13 protein-coding genes are annotated in these 14,988 nt (G+C 70.0%); 8 read left to right on the top strand and 5 right to left on the bottom strand.

All coding sequences use genetic code 11. The features are described 5' to 3' along the window. Position 1 precedes the first annotated feature (1 nt). The 6 genes from CFK39_RS03680 to CFK39_RS03655 all read left to right on the top strand — a co-directional run bounded on the left by CFK39_RS03680 (position 2) and on the right by CFK39_RS03655 (position 9,006). Positions 2-2,005, top strand: coding sequence for a TRAP transporter permease (locus tag CFK39_RS03680; RefSeq protein WP_089064321.1), 2,004 nt, complete (start codon positions 2-4; stop codon positions 2,003-2,005). A 5-nt stretch (positions 2,006-2,010) separates the two neighbouring features. After that, positions 2,011-2,520, top strand: a complete 510-nt coding sequence (locus CFK39_RS03675) for a hemerythrin domain-containing protein (RefSeq protein ID WP_089064320.1) — start codon at positions 2,011-2,013, stop codon at positions 2,518-2,520. Between the two features lie 264 nt (positions 2,521-2,784). Continuing rightward, positions 2,785-5,136 (top strand): sodium-translocating pyrophosphatase, encoded by a 2,352-nt coding sequence (locus CFK39_RS03670; protein WP_172805637.1) that lies wholly within the window; start codon positions 2,785-2,787, stop codon positions 5,134-5,136. Positions 5,137-5,369: 233 nt separating this feature from the next. Further along, entirely contained in the window at positions 5,370-6,245 is an 876-nt protein-coding gene (gene efeU, locus CFK39_RS03665) for an iron uptake transporter permease EfeU (RefSeq protein WP_089064319.1), read from the top strand. A 62-nt stretch (positions 6,246-6,307) separates the two neighbouring features. Beyond that, on the top strand, positions 6,308-7,636 hold the full coding sequence (gene efeO / locus CFK39_RS03660) for an iron uptake system protein EfeO (protein ID WP_089064318.1): 1,329 nt from the start codon (positions 6,308-6,310) through the stop codon (positions 7,634-7,636). Continuing rightward, the gene (locus CFK39_RS03655; protein ID WP_089064317.1) at positions 7,633-9,006 is read left to right on the top strand and encodes a Dyp-type peroxidase; all 1,374 of its coding nucleotides are present in this window, start codon (positions 7,633-7,635) and stop codon (positions 9,004-9,006) included. Before efeO ends, CFK39_RS03655 begins: the two co-directional genes overlap by 4 nt. Before the next feature lie 15 nt (positions 9,007-9,021). On the opposite strand, the gene CFK39_RS16130 is transcribed toward CFK39_RS03655, so the two are convergent. Further along, on the bottom strand, positions 9,022-9,180 hold the full coding sequence (locus tag CFK39_RS16130) for a hypothetical protein (RefSeq protein ID WP_157697047.1): 159 nt from the start codon (positions 9,178-9,180) through the stop codon (positions 9,022-9,024). Positions 9,181-9,589: 409 nt separating this feature from the next. Between CFK39_RS16130 and CFK39_RS17250 the strand changes: the two genes are divergently transcribed. Together CFK39_RS17250 and CFK39_RS17245 are read left to right on the top strand one after the other, a co-directional pair. Continuing rightward, on the top strand, positions 9,590-9,931 hold the full coding sequence (locus tag CFK39_RS17250; protein ID WP_338027697.1) for an alcohol dehydrogenase catalytic domain-containing protein: 342 nt from the start codon (positions 9,590-9,592) through the stop codon (positions 9,929-9,931). Further along, a complete protein-coding gene (locus tag CFK39_RS17245; RefSeq protein ID WP_338027696.1) occupies positions 9,928-10,512 on the top strand; it encodes a zinc-binding dehydrogenase in 585 nt (194 codons plus the stop codon). Before CFK39_RS17250 ends, CFK39_RS17245 begins: the two co-directional genes overlap by 4 nt. Before the next feature lie 105 nt (positions 10,513-10,617). Here the strand turns inward: CFK39_RS17245 and CFK39_RS03640 are convergent, their stop codons facing one another. The 4 genes from CFK39_RS03640 to CFK39_RS03625 all read right to left on the bottom strand — a co-directional run bounded on the left by CFK39_RS03640 (position 10,618) and on the right by CFK39_RS03625 (position 14,898). Beyond that, positions 10,618-12,210 (bottom strand): GMC family oxidoreductase, encoded by a 1,593-nt coding sequence (locus CFK39_RS03640; RefSeq protein WP_089064316.1) that lies wholly within the window; start codon positions 12,208-12,210, stop codon positions 10,618-10,620. Positions 12,211-12,292: 82 nt separating this feature from the next. After that, positions 12,293-13,777, bottom strand: coding sequence for an aldehyde dehydrogenase family protein (locus CFK39_RS03635; RefSeq protein ID WP_089064315.1), 1,485 nt, complete (start codon positions 13,775-13,777; stop codon positions 12,293-12,295). A 155-nt stretch (positions 13,778-13,932) separates the two neighbouring features. Then, positions 13,933-14,457 (bottom strand): flavin reductase family protein, encoded by a 525-nt coding sequence (locus CFK39_RS03630; RefSeq protein ID WP_089064314.1) that lies wholly within the window; start codon positions 14,455-14,457, stop codon positions 13,933-13,935. A gap of 99 nt (positions 14,458-14,556) precedes the next feature. Continuing rightward, entirely contained in the window at positions 14,557-14,898 is a 342-nt protein-coding gene (locus CFK39_RS03625; RefSeq protein WP_089064313.1) for a hypothetical protein, read from the bottom strand. Between the last annotated feature and the right edge of the window lie 90 nt (positions 14,899-14,988).

The raw sequence follows: 14,988 nt of genomic DNA, 5'->3' as shown, positions 1-14,988 counted from the left end.
GATGAGCACCGCGGACCACGAGGACGCTCCGCGAGCCTCCGCTCTCGAGGTCGACGAGCAGGCGCAGCATGAGGCTGAGGCGAGAGCCCAGGAGTTGCTGCGCGAGCACGACACATCCAGCCGATTTCGCACGAATCTGGGCCTGTGGGCATGGGTGGTGGGCGGTCTCTCGATCGCCCTCACCGTGTTCCACCTCTACACCGGGATCTTCGGCTCCCGGCCTTCCCTGATCCAGGGGGCGATCCACCTCGCCGGTGCCACCTCGATCATCTTCCTGCTCTACCCCGCGGGCAAGCGGGTCGAGCGTCGCGGCGGGAAGGCCGGGATCCCCTGGTGGGACGTGGTGCTGGCACTGACCGCGCTCGCGGTGAACCTGTACATCGTGGTGCGATACGCGCATCTGACCAGCAACATCGTTCAGATCATGGGATTCGAGCGCCTCGACTACGTCGTCGCCACGCTGGGCATCGTGCTCACGCTGGAGGCGACCCGGCGCTGTGTCGGCCTGCCGATCGTGATCATCGGCCTGCTGGCGATCGGCTACTCGACCGTCATCGTCGGCCAGTCGTGGGAGAACTTCGCGGTCGGCACCTTCTTCACCTCCCGCGCCGGGATCTTCGGAACGCCGATCCAGGTCTCCTCCACCTTCATCTTCCTGTTCCTGCTGTTCGCCGTGGTGCTCATCCACACGAATATCGGCGTGCTCTTCAACGACCTCGCCTTCCGCCTCACCGGGCGCTTCACCGGCGGCCCGGCGAAGGCGGCAGTGGCGGCCTCCGGCCTGCAGGGGATGATCTCCGGCTCCTCGGTCGCGAACACCGTCGCCTCGGGATCCTTCACCATCCCGCTGATGAAGAGGGCCGGGTTCAGGTCGCATTTCGCGGGTGCGACCGAGGCCACCGCCTCCACCGGCGGGCAGATCATGCCGCCGATCATGGGCGCGGCCGCGTTCATCATGGCGGAGTACACCGGTATCCCGTACAACGAGATCATCGTCATCGCCATCATCCCTGCGGCGCTCTACTTCCTGGGTGTCTTCGCGTCGGTGCATTTCGAGGCGAAGAGGATGCGGATCAAGGGCATGCCCGCCTCGGAGCTGCCCGGCTGGAAGAGCATCCTGGCGCGCCTGGACCTGCTGGCACCGCTGGTGATCATCGTGTTCATGATGCTGTCCGGCTTCTCGCCGGCGCGTGCCGCGCTGTGGGGAGTGGCCGTGGCCTTCGCGCTGAGCTTCCTGCGCAAGTCCACCCGGCTCTCGCTCACGGGGATCGTGAAGACCCTCGAGGCCGCGGCCCGCACGGCGCTGCCGGTGATCGCCGCCTGCGCGACCGCAGGCATCGTGGCCGGCACCGTCACCGGCACTGGCCTCGGCGGTCGGCTCGGCAACGCCGTCATCGATATCGCCCAGGGCAACTTCCTGCTGGTGCTGCTGATGACGATGATCGTCTGCCTGATCCTCGGGATGGGCCTGCCGACCACCGCGAACTACGTGGTCACGGCCACCGTCGCCGCGCCGATCCTGGTCAACAACTTCGATGTGCCGATGATCGCGGCGCATATGTTCGTGTTCTTCTTCGGGATCCTCGCCGACGTCACCCCGCCGGTGTGCCTGGCGGCCTATGCCGGCTCCGGCATCGCGGGCTCCAATCCGCTGAAGACCGGCGTCACCGCGCTGCGGCTCGCGATCGCCGGCTTCCTCATCCCGTTCGTGTTCGTCCTGGAGCCGTCGCTGCTGCTCGCCGGCACGGTCGCCGAGCTGATCCCGGCGCTGATCACGGTGATCCTGGGAATGCTCGCGATCGCGGCGGGCCTGGCCGGCTACTTCTTCGCGGACGCCACGAAGGTCGAACGCGTGATGCTGGTGGTCGGCGGCGTGATGATGATCTATCCGTCGATCCTCATCTCGGTCGTGGGCATCGCCCTGGCTGTCGCCGTGGTCGCCATCCAGCTCCTGCGGCGCGGCCGGAACCGAAGCGGCGACACCGCCACCCCGGTCGCGGCCTGAGCGCCATGACCCTGCCCGACGACGGGACGCGCGAAGAGCCGGAGCGCTCCGTCGCAGCGGCCTTCACCCGGGAGCACCATCAGATCGACGAGGGGATCGAGCGGTTCCTCGCCGATGCCGCAGAGCGCGATCCCGCCCGGCGCGCCCGTCCGCTGCTGAGCGCCATGGAGGCGCTGCGCCGACACATCTACCTCGAGGAGGAGGTGGTCTTCCCGCGCCTGCCGCCCGGGCCGCTGATGATGTCGCTGATGGTGATGCGCCGCGAGCACGGCGAGCTGTGGACGCGCATGGATGCCCTGGCCGAGATCCTCGAGGACGACTCCTCCGCCGCGAGCGGGATCGTCGAGGCTTGCACCGAGCTGCTCTCCCTGCTGGAGGACCACAACCGGAAGGAGGAGCCGATCATCTACCCCCACCTGGATACGGACCTCTCACCGCAGGAGCAGTCCCTGGTCCGCGAGCTGCTGGCGGGCAGCGCCCTTCCCGAGGGATGGATCTGCCAGGCCCTGCGCTGAGGCCGTCGCCGCACCACACCACCAGAGGCAGGCGCTGCCGGATCGCCGCGCCGCCGGCAGGACCGGCGCGGCAGAGGGACCGCGCCGCTGCGCCGCACGGGCCGCACCCCTGGGGATGCGGCGGGGCCGGGCCGGAAGGGTGTTCCTGACGGGTATTCCCGGCTAGGGTTCCCGCACCAGGACCGTCGTGCACATCGTCGTGCACATCGAGGAGCACGACGGTGGTGAAGGACCCCAGACCCACGACGACGTGCGGAGGACCTCATGACACCGGAAGCCATCACACTGTCCGCGGCGAGTCTCACCACGGTCGCGGTGATCGTGGTGATCGCCCTGGTCGCCGTCGCGATGGCGTTGAGATTCCGCAGCGAGGTGCTGCGGGCCAAGACCGGCACCGAGGCCATGAACGAGGTCGCCGGCGCCGTCCAGGAAGGGGCCGCAGCGTATCTGCGACGCCAGCTGCGCACCCTGGGCGTCTTCGCCGTCATCGCCTTCGTGCTGCTCCTGCTGCTGCCAGCCCACGGCGCGGCCGGCACCGAGGGGATGCTGCTGCGCGTGGCACGCTCGGTCGCTTTCCTGGTGGGCGCCGCGTTCTCCGGGCTGATCGGCTACCTGGGGATGTGGCTCGCGGTGCGGGCGAACGTGCGGGTGGCCGCTGCTGCGCACGAGACCGGCCGGGACCCGGCGATGCTGATCGCCGTGCGCACCGGGGCCTGCGTCGGAATGGCGACGATCGGCTTCGGCCTGCTCGGGGCCGGCATCGTGGTGCTGATCTTCCGCGGGGACGCCGCACTGGTGCTGGAGGGCTTCGGCTTCGGCGCCGCGATGGTCGCGATGTTCATGCGCGTCGGCGGCGGCATCTTCACCAAAGCGGCCGACGTCGGCGCCGACCTGGTCGGCAAGGTCGAGCAGAACATCCCCGAGGACGACCCCCGCAACGCCGCCACCATCGCGGACAACGTCGGCGACAACGTGGGTGACTGCGCCGGGATGGCCGCGGACCTCTTCGAGTCCTATGCGGTGACCCTGGTCGCCGCACTCATCCTGGGCCGTGCCGCGTTCGGCGAGGCCGGCATGGTGTTCCCCCTGATCGTTCCCGCGATCGGTGTGCTCACCGCCCTGATCGGCATCTACCTCACCACCCCGAAGACCGGCCAGAGCGCCCTGACCACGATCCGACGCTCCTTCCTGTACTCGGCCGTGATCTCGGCGGTGCTGTGCACCGTGGCCGCCTTCGTCTACCTGCCCGGCAGCTTCGCCGAGCTCGGCATCGAGGATTCGACCGCAGCGATCGACGATCCCCGGATCATCGCCGCCGGAGCCGTCGCCATCGGCATCGCCCTCGGCGTGCTGATCCTCTACCTCACCGGCTACTACACCAGCACCGAGGACCGTCCCGTGCGCCAGGTCGCCGCCACCTCCCGCACCGGTGCCGCGACCGTGGTGCTCTCCGGCTTCTCGCTGGGCCTGGAATCCGCGGTGTTCACCGCCCTGGTGATCGCCGCAGCGGTGTTCGGCGCCTTCCTGCTGGGCGGCTCCGGGATCGCCGGGCTGTTCGCGATCGCGCTGGCCGGCTGCGGCCTGCTCACCACCGTCGGCGTGATCGTCGCGATGGACACCTTCGGCCCGGTGACCGACAACGCCCAGGGCATCGCGGAGATGTCCGGGGACGTGGACGGCGAGGGCGCCCAGGTGCTCACCGAGCTCGACGCCGTCGGCAACACCACCAAGGCGATCACCAAGGGCATCGCGATCGCCACCGCCGTGCTCGCCGCGACCGCCCTGTTCGGCTCCTACACCGACGCCATCCACGAGGTGCTGGGGGAGCGGTACCAGGACTTCCTGGCCCAGTCCGTCGTCTTCTCCCCGCAGACCCTCGTCGGGGTGATCATCGGTGCCGCGGTGGTGTTCCTGTTCTCCGGCCTCGCGATCAGCGCGGTCAGCCGGGCCGCCGGCGCCGTCGTCTACGAGGTGCGCCGCCAGTTCCGGGAGATCGCCGGGATCATGGAGGGCACCGCCAAGCCGGAGTATGGCCGGGTGGTCGACATCGTCACCCGCGATTCGCTGCGGGAGCTGGCCACGCCGGGCCTGCTCGCGGCCGCCGCCCCGATCGCCGTCGGCTTCGGTCTCGGGGCGCCGGCCCTGGCTGGCTATCTCGCCGGGGCGATCGCCGCCGGTGTGCTGATGGCGATCATGCTCGCGAACTCCGGCGGCGCCTGGGACAACGCCAAGAAGCTGGTGGAGGACGGCCACCACGGCGGCAAGGGCTCCCTCGCCCATGAGGCCACCATCATCGGCGACACCGTCGGCGACCCGTTCAAGGACACCGCCGGCCCCTCGATCAATCCGCTGATCAAGGTGATGAACCTGGTCGCCGTGCTGATCGCCCCCGCCGTGGTGGGGATGAGCGCGCTCAGCGGGGACGCGAACCCGCTGCGCTACCTCATCGCCGGTGCGGCGCTCGCGGCGATCGCGGTGGCGGTGACGATCTCCATCCGCCGCGGCGTGGTGCTGGACACCGAGGACCAGGACCCCGCGGCGGATACTGCGGAGGAGCCGGCCGAAAAGTCCCAGGAGTCCCAGGAGGACAGAGCGCCGCGGCCCGAATCCCGCTGACCCCTCGACGACGCGCGCGGGATCGGGCAGAGCATCTCGAAGCCCTCCTCTCGAAGATGTCCGGGCTCGCTCCGGGATCGCGGTGCGCTCCGCTGATCACGCGACTTACGAAACACCCGCGTTGGACAAATCGCTGAGGATACCCTTACCATCGTCTCGCGGCATCCGTCGTCACGCCCCCCGGCATCCCCTGGATCCTCGGGACGACCTCGCCATCCATCCCCGGAGACCCGATGTTCCTCCCGAATCTGCTGATCGCGCTGCGCGAGGGGCTCGAGGCGACGCTCGTGGTGAGCATCCTCGTGGCCTACCTGGTGAAATCGGGGCGCCGCGATGTGCTGCCGAAGCTGTGGATCGGCGTCGCCGCCGCGGCCGCTCTCCCGCTGATCCTCGGGGCCGTCCTCACCTGGGGCCCGAAGACCCTCACGTTCCAGGCGCAGGAGATCCTCGGCGGCTCGCTCGCGCTGCTGGCCGTCGCCCTGACCACCGGGATGATCTTCTGGATGTCCAAGAATGCGCGCGGGCAGAAGCAGAATCTCGAGGGTGAGCTCAGCCGGGCGCTGGCCCACGGCGCCGGCTGGGGTGTGGCCCTGGTGGCGATCGCCGCCGTCGGCCGTGAAGGCCTGGAGACGGCCCTGTTCGTGTGGGCGACGGTGAAGTCCTCGGTCGAGAACTCGGTGGCCGCGACCTCCGCCGGGCTCGTCGTCGGCCTTGCTCTCGCGGTCGTGCTGGGCATCCTCCTGTACCGCGGAGCCCTGCACCTGAACCTGGGCCGCTTCTTCACCTGGACCGGCGGTCTCCTGATCCTGATCGCCGCCGGGATCGTCGCCTACGGGATCGGTGACTTCCAGGAGGCCGGTGTGCTGCCGGGGCTGAACACCTACGCCTGGGACGTCTCGGCGCTGCTGCCGGCGACCACCTCCCCGGTGTACTGGCTGTATGTCGTGGGCCAGGCGATGTTCCAGGTCAATGTCCAGCCGACCGTCCTGCAGGTGGTCGCCTGGCTGCTGTACGTCGTCCCGGTGACTCTCTTGTTCGTCCGCCGCGTGCGGGCCGGCGCCCCGCGTCCCGTCCGCGAGGCGGCGGTCCCCGAGCCCGCCGCCGTCTGACTGATCCGCCCTCGCCCACCAGCGCCCTCGAGCGCCCCCGACACCTTCTCGGAGCCCCACACATGACCCGCACCTCCTCGCTGCGCACCGTGACCCGCCCGCTCGCGATCGCCGCAGTGCTCACCCTGGCCGCCGCCGGCTGCACCGACAATCCCTCCTCCGGTGCGAATGGCGCCGGCACCCAGGCCGGCGCCGGACCGATCAGCGTCACCATCACGGACGACACCTGCGAGGTCGCCACCACCGAGATCCCGTCCGGCGTGGTCACCTTCTCCATCAGCAACGAGGGCACCGTGCCCAACGAGTTCGAGGTGCTGGCCTCGGACAAGCTGCGCATCGTCACCGAGAAGGAGAACATCGGCCCCGGCTCCACCGTCGAGCTGACCACGGGCCTGGAGAAGGATGACTACTTCACCGCCTGCAAACCGAACATGGTCGGCGCGCTGGTGGGCACCACCCCCTTCACGGTCACACAGGGCGAGGTGCTCGCCGTCGACGAGGACACCCAGCAGCTGCGCGAGGACGCGGTCACCAACTACACGGCGTACATCGAGGACCAGGCGGGCCAGCTGATCACGGCCACCGAGGACTTCCGCGAGGCCTACCTCGCCGGCGACACCGAGCGGGCTCAGGACCTGTACGTGCTGGCCCGACGCCACTTCGAACGGATCGAGCCGACCGCCGAGGCCTTCGGCATCGAGGAGCCCGGCGACCTGGACGCCGCCCTCGACCTGCGGATCCAGGACCTCTCCGCCGGGGCCGACACCCCCGTCACCGACCCTGAGCTGCTGGCCGGCTGGACCGGCTGGCACCGCATCGAGGCCGACCTGTTCAGCGACGACGACGCCTTCCGCTTCCCCGACGATGCGAGCCGGCAGCGGGTCGCCGATCGGCTGGTGGAGGACACCCAGACCCTGTACGACCTGGTCACCGGGGCGAGCGACACGGCATCGGGCCCGTTCGCGGTCACCCTCGAGGACGTCACCCTGGGGGCCAGCGAGCTGATGGAAGAGGTCGCCACCGGGAAGATCGTCGGCGAGGAGGAGACCTTCTCCCACACCGACCTCGACGACTTCCAAGCGAACCTCGACGGTGCGAACGTCGCCTACGGCAACGTGCAGAAGATCGTGGAGAAGGAGGATCCGGAGCTCGCCGGTGAGATCGCCGACGGCTTCGCCGCCGTGCAGGAGGAGCTCTCCGCCCACCAGGCCGGAGAGTGGGAGGACGGGACCCCCCGCTACGTCGACTACTCGACGATCGCCACGGTCCAGGAGGATGCCGGGCAGGCGCCCAAGGACAGCGACTACACCGACGCGCAGCGGGACCTGTCGGTGGCCGTGACCGCACTGGCCGACCAGCTCGCGCAGGTCCCCGCGGTCGTACTGTCATGACCCGGCGACGCGATCACGAGACCTCCGACGTGGAGCCCGGCACCGCGCAGGCACCAGCGGACGGGCGGGCCCCCGCCCCGCGCGCCGTCGGTCGACGCGGCCTGCTGGGCGCCGCCGGTGCCGGGATCCTCGCCGGCGGGATGCTCGGGGGGCTCGGCGGATTCGCCGGCGCCCGGGCCAGCGCCGAGGAGGCGGCCGCGGTCGACCCCCTGGACCGCACGTACCCTCTGCGCGGTGCGCACCAGCAGGGCATCACCACCGCGGCGCAGGACTACCTGTTCACCGCCGCCTACGACGTCACTGCCACGGACCTGGACGCGGTGCGCCGCCTCATGCAGCAATGGCTGGTGGCCGCGGAGCAGATGAGCACCGGCGGGCTCGTCGGCGGGGAGCCGCTCGCGAACCTGCAGGCCGTCCCCCGCGACACCGGGGAGGCCTGGGGGTATCCCGCCTCATCCGTCACGATCACCGTCGGCGTGGGGCGCTCCTTCTTCGTCGACGCCGACGGGGAGGACCGCTTCGGGATCGCGGACCGCATGCCCGAGGCCCTGGCCGAAGGTGTCCCGCGCTTCGCCGGTGAAGCCCTGCAGGCCGAACGCTCCGACGGGGACCTGGTCATCCAGGCCTGCGCCGATGATGCTCAGGTCGCCATGCACGCCATCCGCAACCTCACCCGGATCGCGGTCGGCACCGCGGCGCTGCGGTGGACGCAGATGGGATACGGGCGCACCTCCTCCACCTCGACCACGCAGGAGACCCCGCGGAACCTGTTCGGGTACAAGGACGGCACCAACAATCTCAAGCAGGAGGATGGTGCCGAGGAGCTCGCGGAGCAGCTGTGGATCTCCGAGCAGGACTCCGGCGGAGCACACCTGGCCGGCGGCTCCTACATGATGATCCGCAAGATCCGGATGAACCTCGAGACCTGGGACCGGCTGCGACTGGTCGAGCAGCACGAGATCATCGGTCGCGACAAGCGCTTCGGTGCGCCGCTGTCGGTCGCCGAGCCGAGCGCCGGGACCGATGAGTTCATCGATCCGGACTTCGCCGCCACCGTGGACGGTGGCCCGGCCATCGCGCGCGACGCCCACATCCGCATCGTCTCCCCGCACAGCAACCAGGGCGCCCGCATGCTGCGGCGCGGCTATAACTTCACCGAGGGCAGCGACTCCCTGGGCCGGATCGACGCCGGGCTGTTCTTCATCGCCTACGTCCGCGACCCGCGGGAGTCCTTCTTCCCGATCCTGGAGCGGATGGTCACCACCGATGCGCTCGAGGAGTACCTGCGCCACGTCGCCTCCGCCATGTTCGCCGTGCTGCCCGGCGTGGGCGCGAAGGACACCATGTTCGGGCAGGCGCTGCTGAGCTGAGCAGCGATCGGCCGGTCACGGAGCCGCTGCGCGGTCGGGACGTCGTGCATCCAGGACATCCAGTGCTCGATGGACCAGCTCGCTCAGAGTTCCCGCCTCGTGCAGCATCGGGAACTGCGGATCCGGGACCCCGAGCACCCACCCGGTCCCGGGCTCCTCGCTGGTCTTCGCCACGAGCATGGTCGTGCCGTCGATGAGCGGGATCCGCAGCAGCGGTCGTTCTTAGTCGAGCTCCAGCCGGCCCTCGAGATCCGGGCGGGCACGGACGAGGGCGTGATGGATCCGCTCGCGTTCCAGCCAGTCGCCGAACGCTTCGGCCATGGTGGGAGTGAGGAGCATGCATTTCCTTCCATGGGGACGGGATCCGGGGACAGCGGATCGGCGCATGAGACATGCCTGCCGGTGCTGCGCCTGGTAGGTACAGCATGACGCACGAATCGGACATTTCGGAAGTATGTCCACCTGGTGCGACGTCGTCCCAGGTATCTCAGGCACAGGACAGGACGGCGCCGACGCACCGGTGGCACCATTCCGGGAGGTGCGGACCGGGAATGCGTCGCCCCCGCCCCGCGTTGTGCCCGCCATGCGTGCAATGACATATTCCGAGTACGGCGGCCCCTCCACCCTCGAGCTCACCGATGCCCCGCTGCCGAAGGTCAGCCCGGGCGCGGTGCTGATCCGGGTGGAGCGCGCCGCCGTGAACCCTGTCGACTGGAAGGTGATGAGCGGGGGCCTGGATGCCCTGATGGACGTGGTCTTCCCGGTCATCCCGGGCTGGGACGTGGCCGGCGTGGTCGAGGCCGTCGGCCCCGACACCCCGAGTTCACCCCCGGTGACCGGGTCGCCTCCTACGGCCGCAAGGACGTCCTGCACGGCGGCACCTTCGCCGAGTACGTCGCGCTGCCGGCCACGTCCGTCGCCGTGATCCCGGATGGTGTCGGGTTCGAGGCCGCCGCAGGCCTGCCCCTGACCGGGCTCACCGCCCTGCGCAGCCTCGAGACCCTGGAGCTGACCGGAGACGACACCCTGCTCATCCATGCCGCCTCCGGAGGGGTCGGGTACCTCGCCGCGCAGCTCGCCCGGGAGCTCGGGGCGACCGTGATCGGCACTGCCTCGCCGCGTAACCACAAGAAGCTGACGGCCATCGGCGTCACTCCGGTCGCCTACGGGGAAGGCCTCGTCGAGCGGGTCCGCGAGATCGCGCCCGACGGCGTGAGCGCCGTGGCGGACTTCGTGGGCGAGGTCCGCGAGGACACCCTTGCGCTGCTCGCCGAGGGCGGCCGACACGTCTCGATCGCCGATCCCTCGGTCGAGGAGGCCGGCGGGCACTGGGTGTGGGTGCGACCGGACGGCGCCCGCCTGCACATGCTGCTGGAGAAGGTCGCCGCCGGCACCCTCGACGTCGAGATCGACCGCACCTTCGCGCTCGCCGACGCCGCCGAGGCCTTCGAGGTCAGCATGGCCGGCACCGCGAACGGGAAGCTGCTCATCGACGCGACCCGCTGAACGGCACCACCCACCCGCTGAGTGACCGGTGGACGGCCCCGCACCTCGGTGCGGGGCCGTCTTGGCGGGTGGGTCCGAGACGGGGCCGATCCGGGGCGGTCGGGATCAGCTCCGCTGTGCGCCGCGGATCAAATCCGCCGCACGCTCGCCGATCAGCATCGTGGTGAGGTTGGGGTTCACCGCGACCAGCTGCGGCATGACGGAGCCGTCGACCACGCGCAGGCCCGTGACGCCCTTGACCCGCAGCTGCGGGTCCAGCGGCGACAGTTCGTCGTCCACCGCGCCCATTCGGCAGGAGCCCGCCGGGTGGTAGACGGTGTTGTGGGTCTTGGAGACGTAGTCGGCGATCTCCTCGTCACTCTGGACAGCCTCGCCGGGGAACAGCTCGCGCCCTCGGTAGGCGTCCATCCCGGGCTGGGAGACGATCTCGCGGGCCTTCCGAATCCCGGCCACAGCGACGGCCATGTCATGGCCCGCTTCGTCGGTGAAGTAGCGCGGATCGACCTGCGGCTTGTCGCGGTAGTCGATCGTGCGCAGGCGCACCGTGCCGCGCGAGCGGGCGTGGGTGACGTTCGGCGTGAGTGCGAAGGACTCCGGCGAGGTGGGGTAGCCCTGGCGCCGGGTGTGCATGTCGAAGGGCACCGAGCCGTAATGCATCATCAGGTCCGGCAGCTCCAGGCCCTCCTGGGTGGGGGAGAAGATCCCGATCTCCCACCACTGGGTGGTCTCCCGGGTCATCGGCTGCGTCGACTCCCAGGAGATGACGGCTTCCGGATGGTCCTGCAGGTTCGAGCCGACGCCGGGGGAGTCGACGCGCACCTCGATGCCCACCTCTCGCAGGTGGTCGGCGGGACCGATCCCGGAGAGCATCAGCAGCTTGGGGGAGTCGATCGCCCCGGCGGAGAGGATCACCTCGCGCCGAGCGTGCATGAGCGAGGAGCGGTCGAAGGCGTTGTCGATGTACTGAACGCCCATGGCCCGCTGATCCTCGTCGAAGAGCACCCGCATCACCTGCAGACCGGTGAGGACGTGCAGGTTCTCGCGCTCCAGGTTCGGGTGGAGATAGGACACCGAGGAGGAGGCGCGGGTGCCGTCCGCCTGCCGGTTGACCTGGAACCAGTTCGCGCCGTGGACCACGGTCTCGAAGTCGTTGAACCTGGCGCGCGGGATACCGGCCTGCTCGCAGGCCTCCAGCAGCGCCACGCCCACGGCGTCCTCGGGCGGGACATCCATGAGGTGCACGGGGCCGTCGGTGCCGTGGCCCTCACCGGTGCGGGACAGGTTCGTCTCCATCCGGGCGATCAGCGGCATGATCGTCTCGGCGTTCCAGCCCGCGGCGCCGAGCTTCTCCCACAGGTCCATGTCCTCCGCCGGTGGATGGAAGGCGATGCAGGAGTTGTGGGAGGAGCAGCCGCCGAGCACCTTCGCGCGTGCATGGCGCAGGAAGGAGTTGCCCCGCTCCTGCGGCTCGATCGGGTAGTCCCAGTCCAGGCCGCCCCCGAGCAGCTCGGGCCAGCGCGCGAGCTCCAGCACCTCCCGGTGCTGGAGATCGGAGGGACCGGCCTCGAGCAGGGCCACGTCGACGTCGGGGTCCTCGCTCAGCCGCGCGGCCAGGACGGCTCCCGCGGAGCCGCCGCCGACGATGACGTAGTCGAACTCGGCGATGGGGTTCTCGGACGTGAGCTCCGGTGCGGACATGTCTGCTGCTTCCTGTCGAGGGGGGCGAGGTGGGGAGCGCTCCGAGGCGAGGAGCGGCGGGAGGCCCGGGAGGGCGCGGAGATCAGTCCTTGCGCGGGAACCAGCCGGTCACGGCCGGCTCGGTGTTCTCGAAGATGTGCTTGGCCTCGGTGTACTCCTCGAGCCCGGTGGGGCCGAGCTCGCGGCCGACGCCCGACATCTTGAAGCCGCCCCACTCCGCCTGCGGCAGGTAGGGGTGGTAGTCGTTGATCCAGATGGTGCCGTGGCGCAGTCGCCGCGAGACCCGGTTCGCGGTCCCGGAGTTCGAGGTCCATACGCCGCCGGCCAGGCCGTACTCGGTGTGGTTGGCGATCGCGATCGCCTCCTCCTCGGTGGAGAAGGTCTCCACGGTGATCACCGGGCCGAAGCCCTCCTCGACCACGGCGGGGTTGTCCACGGCGCACCGGTCCAGCACGGTCGGGGCGAAGAAGAACCCCTGCTCGTGCTCGGGGCCGCCCCAGTGACCTCCGGTGCGCAGCCGGGCACCGGCGGCGATGCCGCGCTGCACGTAGTCGGTGACCTTGTCGCGATGCTCCTTCGAGATCAGCGGGCCGGTCTCCGCCTGCTCATCCAAGGGGCCGCCCATGACGATGCCCTCGGCCCGGGCCACCAGGTCATCGACGAATCGTTCGGCGATGGACTCCTGCACGATCAGGCGCGTGCCCGCAGAGCACAGCAGGCCGGAATCCATGAAACCGGCGTTCAGCGCGTTGTCGAGCGCGGCCTCGTAATCGGCGTCGGCGAAGATGAGGTTGGGGTTCTTCCCGCCCAGTTCGAGGGCGACCTGCTTGATGCCCTGCGCGGCTGCCTCCGCGATCTTCCGGCCGGTGACCAGGCCACCGGTGAAGGAGACCAGGTCGATCTCCGGGTGGGAGGACAGCGGCGCACCGACCACGGCGCCGTCCCCGAGGACCAGGTTCGCGACCCCGGCGGGCAGGCCCAGCCGGTCCAGCACGTCGATGATCAAGATGGTGGTGTGGGGGGTGAGCTCGGCGGGTTTGATGATGAAGGAGTTGCCCGCGGCCAGGGCCGGCGCGATCTTCCACGAGGCCTGCAGCAGTGGGAAGTTCCAGGGCGTGATCATGCCGCACACCCCGATCGGTTCGTGGACCACACGGGAGATCACGCGCTCGTCGCCGGCATCGATCAGTCGGCCCGGATGCTGGCCGGCGATCTTGCCGAAGTAGCGGAAGCAGGCGGTGATGTCGTCCATATCGCCCTCGGCCTCGACCAGGCGCTTGCCGGTGTCGAAGGCCTCGGCGCGGGCGAACTCCGCCCTGCGCTCCTGCAGAGCATCAGCGACCCGCAGCAGGAAGTCGCCGCGCTCCGCAGCGGGCCGGTCGGCCCAGACACGGGCCTCGAAGGCCTGACGGGCCGCGAGGACAGCACGCTCGACGTCCTCCGGGGTGGCCTCGGAGACCACCCCGACCTCGCTCTGGTCGGCCGGGCAGTGCACTGCCCGGGTCTCGCCGGAGGACGAGGCGACCCACTCTCCGTCGATGAACAGGGTGGCGGTGGTGTCGGTCATGCCGCTCCTTCGAGATGAGGGTCCCAGCCGGCTCGTGCCCCACCGGCCGGGGGCCCGTGGAGGCGTGGAGTGAGCGGTCGCGACCTAGGGGTTCGATGCTTTGGGTGGGAACGTGATGTGAGCATCGTAGAAGAACGGGAGCAGCGCCGGACGGATCACGACCGGGAGCCGCGCGTGACCGCGTGAGGCGTGTTCTGCCCCTCACCGGCCAGCTCTTTGTACCGGCTGCGGTGGAACACCACGGCCTCGGCCCCGGGATCGCTGCCGATCGACAGCACCTCGAGCAGCACCAGGTCGTGGTCGCCGGCCCGCATCTGGTCGTAGATGCGCACCGTCATCCACGCCGGGGCGTCCTTCACGAGCAGGGCGCCCTGCGGATCGACGCTCACCTCGACCCCGTCGAAGCGACGGGCACGATCCGTCGAGGCGAGCTGACGGGCCACCGGCAGCTGCGCGGGCCCCAGCATCGTCACTCCCAGATGCTCCTGCGCGCGCAGGAGGGGCCAGGTGCGCGAGCTGTGCTGCACCGCCACGGAGACCAAGGGCGGATCCAGGGAGACGCCGACGGTGAAGGTCGAGGCGACCAGGCCCTGGCGGACGCCGTCCACCTCCGCTGCCACCAGGACGACTCCCTGGGGGAAGTGCGAGAACGCCTCTCGGAGCGCGGTGTCAGTCAGCATGGCTTTCACTGTAGGCCGCGAGCGGCCGGGGGTGGAGGTCCGGAACCCATGACCGCCGCACGATGTCACATGCCTGCGCACCTGAAGGCACTGTGAGCCTCACCCCTGATCGTCGGTGGCGGTGCTCCTCGGCGCGGGCGAGCTCGACAGCTCGAGAGCATCCAGCACGATCCTTACGACCTCGTCAGGGGAGCCGACCTCATGGAGCACCGGAGCGGGCTGTCGTGGAATGCCGACGATCCATTGCTCGCTGGCATCTTCGGCGGACCGCGCGACGAGCAGCGCGCCGCCACCAGGTCGTAGGACCAGCAGCAGCGGTCGCACCTCGTCGGGGACCAGGGAATCGTCGAGCTCCGGCCGGGCGGCGAAGAGAGCACGCCGGATTCGGTCCAGCGCGATCCAGTCGCCGAAGGCGTCGGTCATATCGGGGGTGAGGAGCATGGGGTCCCTTGCCAGCAGTGCCGATCCCTCGCCGGGCCGATCGGGTCCACCTGCGAGGACGATGAGCGTGGGCCACATGCAGGGCATGCG

Origin of the sequence: Brachybacterium avium, from assembly GCF_002216795.1 — a bacterium.
Lineage (GTDB): Bacteria > Actinomycetota > Actinomycetes > Actinomycetales > Dermabacteraceae > Brachybacterium > Brachybacterium avium.
This window is presented reverse-complemented; position numbering and strand designations above follow the sequence as displayed.

What these genes read in the sequence shown, in the direction of transcription:
- CFK39_RS03680 (WP_089064321.1), top strand. Translation starts at nt 2, where the DNA reads ATGAGCACCGCGGACCACGAGGACGCTCCGCGAGCCTCCGCTCTCGAG.
- CFK39_RS03675 (WP_089064320.1), top strand. Translation starts at nt 2,011, where the DNA reads ATGACCCTGCCCGACGACGGGACGCGCGAAGAGCCGGAGCGCTCCGTC.
- CFK39_RS03670 (WP_172805637.1), top strand. Translation starts at nt 2,785, where the DNA reads ATGACACCGGAAGCCATCACACTGTCCGCGGCGAGTCTCACCACGGTC.
- efeU (WP_089064319.1), top strand. Translation starts at nt 5,370, where the DNA reads ATGTTCCTCCCGAATCTGCTGATCGCGCTGCGCGAGGGGCTCGAGGCG.
- efeO (WP_089064318.1), top strand. Translation starts at nt 6,308, where the DNA reads ATGACCCGCACCTCCTCGCTGCGCACCGTGACCCGCCCGCTCGCGATC.
- CFK39_RS03655 (WP_089064317.1), top strand. Translation starts at nt 7,633, where the DNA reads ATGACCCGGCGACGCGATCACGAGACCTCCGACGTGGAGCCCGGCACC.
- CFK39_RS17250 (WP_338027697.1), top strand. Translation starts at nt 9,590, where the DNA reads ATGCGTGCAATGACATATTCCGAGTACGGCGGCCCCTCCACCCTCGAG.
- CFK39_RS03640 (WP_089064316.1), bottom strand. Translation starts at nt 12,210, where the DNA reads ATGTCCGCACCGGAGCTCACGTCCGAGAACCCCATCGCCGAGTTCGAC.
- CFK39_RS03635 (WP_089064315.1), bottom strand. Translation starts at nt 13,777, where the DNA reads ATGACCGACACCACCGCCACCCTGTTCATCGACGGAGAGTGGGTCGCC.
- CFK39_RS03630 (WP_089064314.1), bottom strand. Translation starts at nt 14,457, where the DNA reads ATGCTGACTGACACCGCGCTCCGAGAGGCGTTCTCGCACTTCCCCCAG.
- CFK39_RS03625 (WP_089064313.1), bottom strand. Translation starts at nt 14,898, where the DNA reads ATGCTCCTCACCCCCGATATGACCGACGCCTTCGGCGACTGGATCGCG.